This window comes from Methylobacterium sp. J-088, from assembly GCF_022829295.1.
Taxonomy (GTDB): Bacteria; Pseudomonadota; Alphaproteobacteria; order Rhizobiales; family Beijerinckiaceae; genus Methylobacterium.
In genome coordinates, this window is sequence record NZ_JAKSYH010000169.1 from 1 (window position 1) to 7,642 (window position 7,642).

Annotated in this window: 4 protein-coding genes; 3 read left to right on the top strand and 1 reads right to left on the bottom strand. The window is 69.5% G+C overall.

The features are described from left to right. The first annotated feature begins 92 nt into the window (after window positions 1-92). From MKK63_RS18720 to MKK63_RS18735, 3 genes are all read left to right on the top strand, one after another. Window positions 93-1,661: an ISL3 family transposase gene (locus MKK63_RS18720; RefSeq protein WP_244004433.1), complete on the top strand. Its 1,569-nt coding sequence runs from the start codon at window positions 93-95 to the stop codon at window positions 1,659-1,661. A gap of 240 nt (window positions 1,662-1,901) precedes the next feature. Further along, window positions 1,902-2,444 carry a hypothetical protein gene (locus tag MKK63_RS18725; protein WP_244004431.1) on the top strand — a complete coding sequence of 181 codons (543 nt, stop codon included), beginning with the start codon at window positions 1,902-1,904 and terminating at the stop codon, window positions 2,442-2,444. Beyond that, window positions 2,434-4,863 (top strand): PAS domain S-box protein, encoded by a 2,430-nt coding sequence (locus tag MKK63_RS18735; protein WP_279574746.1) that lies wholly within the window; start codon window positions 2,434-2,436, stop codon window positions 4,861-4,863. Before MKK63_RS18725 ends, MKK63_RS18735 begins: the two co-directional genes overlap by 11 nt. On the opposite strand, the gene MKK63_RS18740 is transcribed toward MKK63_RS18735, so the two are convergent. Beyond that, window positions 4,824-7,370 (bottom strand): HWE histidine kinase domain-containing protein, encoded by a 2,547-nt coding sequence (locus MKK63_RS18740; protein WP_244004437.1) that lies wholly within the window; start codon window positions 7,368-7,370, stop codon window positions 4,824-4,826. The two genes, MKK63_RS18735 and MKK63_RS18740, sit on opposite strands and share 40 nt — an antisense overlap. Window positions 7,371-7,642 lie beyond the last annotated feature (272 nt).

Sequence of the window (7,642 nt, forward strand, 5' to 3'; positions counted from 1 at the left end):
GGTTCTTCCGCAGGTTCGGTGCTGAGGGCTTTTTGAGGCGTTGATCCTTGGAGCGTCCGAGGGTCCACACGATGGCGATCTCGAATTCGTCGCTGCCCTCGGTTCCGGCAGGCGTGCATGTCGACGAACTGGTGCTGGACGTCGGCATGCTGACGATCACGGCGAGGACGACGGCACCACGCGCGGTCTGCCCGCAGTGCGGGCAGGGGTCGGCGCGGGTGCACAGCGCGTACTGGCGAACCCTGAAGGACCTGCCCTGGCAGGACCGCTCCGTCACGTGGCGGGTGAAGGTGCGCCGCTTCCGCTGCGGCCGGTGTCCGGGCCGCATCTTCGCCGAGCCGGTCCCGGGCCTGGCCCGCGCGAAGGCCCAGCGCAGCGATCGCTTGGCCGCGGCGCAGACCGACATCGGCCTGGTCTTGGGCGGCGAAGCCGGCGCCCGACTGTCGCGGCGGCTGGCCATGCCGGTCAGCGGCGACACCGTCCTGCGGCTGGTCCGCCGCCGCGAGATCAAGTCGTCCCCGCCACCGCGTGTGGTTGGGATCGACGACTGGGCGTGGCGGCGCGGCCGGCATTACGGCACGATCGTCTGCGATCTGGAGCGCGGCCGCGTCCTCGATCTCCTGCCCGGCCGCTCCTGTGCGCCGGTGCGGGATTGGCTTGCCGCACATCCGGACATCGCCGTCGTCAGCCGGGACCGGTCCGGGCCTTACGCCGAGGCCGCGCGGCTCGGCGCGCCACAGGCGATCCAAGTTGCGGATCGATGGCATCTTCTCGTCAACGCCTCCGAGGCGCTGCGCGGGGTCGTGGAGCGGCATCAGCTCGAGATCAGAGAGGCCGCCAGCTGCGTCGCGTCCCAGATCTCAGAACCCATCGTCGCTGCGGCTGATCCCACAGACCCATCTCCGGAAGAGAACGCTGGGCAGGGCACCGGGCGGCGGCGACAGCGCTGCGAGGCAGCTTTGCGCCTGAACGGCGAAGGCCTGTCGATCAAGGCGATCGCGCGCACGCTCGGTGCCTCTCGCAACGGTGTGCGGCGCTGGTTGCGCGCCGGCACCTTCGTGCCCTATCGCCGGGCTCTCGCCCCGACCCAGCTCGATCCTCATTTGCCCTTCGTCGAGGCGCGCTGGCGGGACGGTCAGCATAATGCGGCAGCCCTGCATCGCGAGCTTCGCGCCGTCGGCTTCGAAGGCGGCTACGAGATCGTCCAGCGCTGGGCGAAGCGGCGGCGGTCAGGCACGGGACATGACCGGCCGGTGCGACCGCCCTCGGCCCAGATCCCCTCGACGCGCCGCCTCGCGCGGTGGCTGACGTGCGATCCGGCCACGCTCTCGCTCGATGACCGCCGCTTCGTCGAAGTGCTCTGCGGTCTCGCACCCAGGTTGCAGGCCGCGGCCGAGCAGGTGCGCAGCTTCGGCACGATCCTGCGCGTGGGTGATCCCGCCGCGTTGAAGCCGTGGCTGGATGCGGCCGCCGCGAGCGAGCTCGGCGGCTTGGTCGCCGGGCTGCGACAAGACGAGGCCGCCGTGCAGGCGGCCATCGCGGAGCCGTGGAGCAACGGACCGGTCGAGGGACAGGTCAACCGCCTCAAGCTGATCAAGCGCTCCATGTACGGCCGCGCCGGCTTCGATCTGCTTCGGCAGCGCGTCCTGCACGCCGCCTGAGGCACCCGCTCTCCGCCAGCCAGAACACCAACCTAGCCCTCAGCACCGAACCTGCGGAAGAACCCTTATTCCACGCCTAATCACACTCAAGACGCCAGTGCTGCTCGCACTCGCGCTCGTCGTGTACGTCATCCCGAACCTCTGCATGCACAAGTTTAGGTTGATCGGCGCGACCGTGTTCAGCATTGCGCTGGCCAGCCGCCACGTGCGGCGCTTGTGGCGAACGACCTGCCGGAGGCGGTGCAGGGCGAGATCGTGAAGGACGCGCGGGCGGTCGTGGAGGCCCAGGCGAGCCAAGCCAAACGCTTCGAGAACGATCGCGGGAAGCTGGAGGCTAGGCTCCGGGCCAACGACGATCTGCGCGACGACGCCCTGACAGAATGCGATTTCCTACGGGAAGAGAACGTCCGTCTGACGCGGGAGGCGGCCGAGGTCCCGAGGCTGCTGGCCGAGAACGAGCGGATGCGGGCGCGCCTGGACCTGATACGCGCGGAGGAGTTCCGGGACCGGGTCGTGGCCGAGGTGGCCGAGATGATGCCGGTCGGCGGATCGCGGCCGCTGGACGAGATCCTCGCTGGCCCGAGGGAGTTGGTGCGTCGCGGGGCGGGGCTGCACAAGGTGCCTCTCGATGTCGATGCCCCGAGGAGCTCGCCCGGCGGGTGGGGCGCGTCATCGACGGACCCACCGGCACCGGCTGCCCACACATCGGACGTATCGACACGTTGTGGCGTAGCGGTCGGGCAGATATCGACGCCCCGACGGATGGGACGAGATGGACACTGAGAACGACCGGCTGAGGCGGCGCGAGCGCGAGCTTGAAACCCGGGTGGCCCTCCTGGAATCCCAGATACAGGACGGTTTGCGCCGGCCGATGACGGGCCAGCGCACGTCGGCGGCCAGCGCCGATCTGCTGTTCACGGCGGCGGAGAAGACCCGCATGCCGCAGATCGTCACCGACCCCAACTTGCCCGACAACCCCATCGTGTTCGCCAATCGGGCCTTCCAAACGCTCTGTGGCTACGACGCCGACGAACTCATCGGTCGCAACTGCCGCTTCCTGCAAGGGCCGGGCACCGACCCGGCCGACGTCGCCAAGGTCCGCGACGCCATCGCCGCGCGCCGCGACGTGGTCGTGGAGATCCTGAACTACCACCGCGACGGCTCGCCGTTCCGCAACGAGCTCTACGTCAGCCCGGTCTTCGACCCGGACGGGCATCTGCGGTACTTCTTCGCAAGCCAGCTCGACGTCACGCGCTTCCGTACCGAGGAGGGCCGGCTCGCCGAGAGCGAGGCGCGCTATCGGACCCTGTTCGACGCCATCGACAGCGGCTTCACCATCGTCGAGATGCGCTACGACGCACAGGGGCGTGCGGTCGACTACCGCTTCGTAGAGGTCAACCCGGCCTTCGAGGCACAGACCGGACTGCACGACGTCGCCGGACGCTGGGTGAGCGAAGTCATCCCGAACCTGGAGCGGCACTGGTTCGACACCTACGGAGAGGTGGACGGAACGGGCCGGCCGGTGCGCTTCGAGAGCGGTGCGCTCGCCCTGGGACGGTGGTACGACGTGCACGCGCTGCGCATCGGCGACCCGGAGCGGCACCGGGTCGCGATCCTGTTCAACGACATCACGCAGCGGCGCCGGGCCGAGAACGTCATGCAGGCGACCGCCCAGGAGATGACGGCCGAGCGCGACCTGGTCTGGCGGGCGAGCCGCGACCTACTGGTGATCTGTGGGTTCGACGGGCGGTACCAGGCGGTCAATCCTGCCTGGGCCGAGATGCTCGGCTGGCCCTGTGCGGATCTCGTGGGGGCGCGCTTCGACGACTTCGTCCACCCGGATGACAAGGCGTCCGCAAATGCAGCCTTCGCACGCCTCATCACCGGAGAGACCCTCGACGATCTCGATGTCCGCTTCCGCGCGGCCGACGGCAGCCATCGCTGGATCTCCTGGAATGCCATACCGGATCGGGACCGCTTCCTCGCCGCCGGCCGCGACGTCAACGAGCGGAAGGCCCTGGAGGAGCAGCTGCGCCAGTCGCAGAAGCTGGAGGCGGTCGGCCAGCTCACGGGCGGCGTGGCGCACGACTTCAACAACCTGCTGACGGTGATCAAGTCCTCCACCGACCTGCTGAAGCGACAGAACCTGCCCGAGGAGCGGCGCGAGCGCTACGTGGGGGCCATCTCGGACACGGTCGACCGTGCCGCGAAGCTGACGGGACAGCTCCTGGCATTCGCCCGGCGCCAAGCCTTGCGGCCGGAGACCTTCTCGGTCGATGGGGCGGTGGCCGCGGTCTCCGAGATGGTCGGCACCCTCACGGGGTCCCGCATCCGCGTAGAGACCGATCTCGGGCCGGCGGCCGCCTCGCCGCCGCGCAGCCTGTACGTGAACGCCGACCCGAGCCAGTTCGACACCGCCCTGGTCAACCTGGCCGTGAACGCCCGGGACGCCATGCACGGCGAGGGGAGCATGCGCATCCAGGTACGGCCGATCGGCGCGATCCCGCCGCTGCGGGCGCACCCGCGTCGGCGCGGCGACTTCGTCGCCGTCTCTGTCTCAGACACCGGAGCGGGGATCACGCCGGAGAACCTGGAGCGCATCTTCCAGCCGTTCTTCACGACCAAAGGCGTCGGCCAGGGAACCGGACTTGGCCTCAGTCAGGTGTTCGGCTTCGTCAAGCAGTCCGGAGGCGACGTCGCGGTTCAGACCGAGGTCGGCATGGGCACGACCTTCGTCCTGTACCTGCCGCGCGTCGCCCCTCCCGCGTCAGCTCCCGAGGAACCGGAGGAACCCGAGCCGTTGGCCGAGGATCACGGCACCTGCGTCCTCATCGTCGAGGACAACCTGGATGTCGGGGCTTTCGCCGAGCAGGCCCTGGGCGAGCTTGGTTACAGCACCGTTTGGGCCAAGGATGGGGCCCAGGCCCTCGCCGAGATCGAACGCGTTCCGTTTCGGTTCGAGGTGGTGTTCTCCGACGTGGTCATGCCCGGCATGAACGGTGTCGAGCTCGCCGGTGAGATCCGTCGGCGCCTGCCGGACATGCCGGTCGTGCTCGCCTCGGGCTACAGCGACGTGCTGGCCGAGGAGGGCACGCACGGATTCGAGCTGCTGCGCAAGCCTTACTCCGTGGCCGATCTTTCGCGTGTGCTCCGCCGTGCCGTTCAAGAGGCCAAGGCACGACGCAACTCGTCGACCCCGTAGGGTTTCTTGACCACCGGCACCCCGGCGAGGTCCGCTGGGATGCGGAAGCTGTCGCCGTAGCCCGTGGCGAAGGCGTAGGGGATGCCGAGTTCGGCGAGCCGGCGCGCCACCGGCACGCTCGTCTCCGAGCCCAGGTTCACGTCCAGCAGGGCACCGGCGGGCGGTGCGGCGTCGATCAGGCGGAGCGCTTCCCGCGTCGTGGAGGCCGTGTCGACGGCATCGGCTCCGAGCGAGAGGAGGAACTCCTCCGCCTCCAGCGCTATGATCATGTTGTCCTCCACGACCAGCATCGCACCGGACAGGCGTTGTGTCTGTTCCGAAGTTATGGCGCTCGCGGCGGGACGCTGGGGCTTCGGAGGCGCCGCGCGGAGGAAGCCCGGCGGCACCGTGAACCGCGCTTCGACGCCCGACAGCTCGTAGCGTACGTCCGCTTCGCCCTTGAGCTCGTACGGGATCGACCGCTCGATGATCGCGGTGCCGAAGCCTCGCCGGGTTGGCGCGCGCACGGTCGGGCCGCCGCTCTCGCGCCAGTGGATCACGAGATAGTCCAGCGCGTCGCGCTCCCAGCGCACGTCCACCCTTCCGAGGCTGTCGCACAGGGCGCCGTACTTGGCCGAGTTCGTCATCATCTCGTGGAGGACGAGCGCCAGGGTCGAGAACGCCTGCGGTTCGAGGAGGACGTCGGTGCCGTCCAGGATGACCCGGTCGGCCTTGGCGCCAAGATAGGCCCCGGCCTCCAGGGCGATGAGGTCGCGCAACGAGCCCGGCCCCCAGTTGGACGAGGTGATCTGGTCGTGCGCACGTGCCAGTGCCTGGATGCGGCTCCCCACCGTGGCGGCGAAGTCCTCGACCGAGCCGGCGCTGGACTTGCTCTGTGCGACGACGCCACGGATCAGGTTGAGGATGTTGCGGACGCGGTGGTTGAGCTCGGCGATCAGCAGTTCCTGCCGCTCCTGGGCGCCCTTGCGCTCCTTCTCGGCGGAATCCGTCAACCGCAGGATCACCTCCAGCAAGGTGATGCGCAGCGCCTCCGCGGTCCGCATCTCGACGTCCGACCAAGGCAGCGAACGGCCGTGGACGGTCTCGCGCCACGCCTCGAAGCTCTTGCGTGGCGTGAGGCGGACGCCGTTCGGGCCGGGGTTCGCCGGCTTCACCGGGTTGCCCGCCCAGGTCACCGTCCGGGAGACCTCGCGCCGGAAGTACACCAAGAAGTCCCTGGGCGTGCGTGACACGGGTACGGCGAGCATGCCCGCGGCGCGTTCGGTGAAGTCGCGGGCAGGCTCGTGGACCCGCCCGATCTCGTCCGTCGCGTAGGCCTTGCTCGCCGCGGTACGGTTGAGGAAGCGCACCAGGCCGGTGAATTCCTCGGCGGTCGGGGTCGCGCCCTGCAGCGTGATCTCGCCGTTGACCCACAGGCCGACCCCGTCGCACGCCACGATGGCCGACAGGTCGTCGAGGAAGTCGGACAGGCTCTCCAGGTTGGTCCCGCCCGACGCGAGGGCGCCCATGAGGCGGTTGTGCAACTCGCGCGAGCGCGCCTCCTGCGCCGCTTCGGCCTCGCGCTCGCGCGCTTCCAGCAGCCACGAGAACATCTGGCCGAACAGCTCCGCGCCGGTGCGGCGTTCGAGCGAGATGTGACGCGCCTCGGTGTGGTGGCAGGCGAACAGGCCCCAGAGCCGGCCGTTACGGAGGATGGAGACCGACAAGGAGGCCGCGACACCCATGTTGCGCAGGTATTCGAGATGGATCGGCGAGACCGTGCGCAGGGTCGACAGCGATAGGTCGAGGGGCTCGCCCTCCGGGTCGCGGGCGGGAACAACCGCATCGCCGACCGCATCCACGTCGGCGATGATGCGTAACCAGTTCCGCTCGTACAGGGCGCGGGCTTGCTTAGGGATGTCGGAGGCCGGGTAGTGCAGGCCGAGGTACCGGTCGAGCCCGGAACGAACGGCCTCGGCGATGACCTCGCCAGAGCCGTCCGGGGCGAACCGGTAGACCATGACCCGGTCGAAGCCGGTGAGCGCCCGCATCTGCCGCGCGGCCTCGCGGCAGAGCGGCTCGAAGCCTTCCGTCTGGCGCAGGCGTGTGACCATGCTGCGCACGAGGTTGCCGGCGCTGAGGTGCTCGGTGGCACTGGGCTCGGCCTCCATCACGATGGACGAGCCGGAAACGTGCAGGGCGACGTCGAACAGGTCGCCACCGGGTAGGAGCCTGACGCCGAAGATGCGGTCCACGGCATCGGGACCACGCAAGGTCTGCAGGTGCCCCCTCAACGTGTGGATGGCCTCGCCGTCGAGCACGGCGTCGAGCGGCAGGCCCAGCATCGCCTCGACGGACAAGCCGAGCCATGCCCGGACGTTCGCCGACGCACGGGTTACGATCCAGTCCGGCGACACCGCGACGAGGAAGCCGAACGCCTGGACGGACCCGAGGACGTGGATCGCCTCACGGTCGCAGGACGTCAGGTCGATGTCCGGCGCAGGCTGGTCCGCGCGGATCTGGGGCATGCTCATCCACCGTGCGTTCGTGTCGTCGGGCTGGGGTATCCCTCCGGGGGCGCCAGCGGCAAGTGCGCGGAGGTCGCGCGGCGACACGGGTACCGAGGTCGCCGACCACGTGGGAGGCGGGCGTGGGCCTAAGAGCCCGTCCGATAAGGGTCTGAGGCGGGGTTGAGTGGCCGGGATGGCGATGATTCCAGGGGGGTGCTGAAGCCTGACCTGGACCTGCCATGTGGACCCCGACCACCCGGCGGCAGCATAGCCGCGCGGGCCTACGCTAT

Bases quoted from the DNA above. Each gene is read 5' to 3' on its own strand.
- MKK63_RS18735 (WP_279574746.1), top strand. From the start codon at position 2,434: ATGGACACTGAGAACGACCGGCTGAGGCGGCGCGAGCGCGAGCTTGAA.
- MKK63_RS18740 (WP_244004437.1), bottom strand. From the start codon at position 7,370: ATGCCCCAGATCCGCGCGGACCAGCCTGCGCCGGACATCGACCTGACG.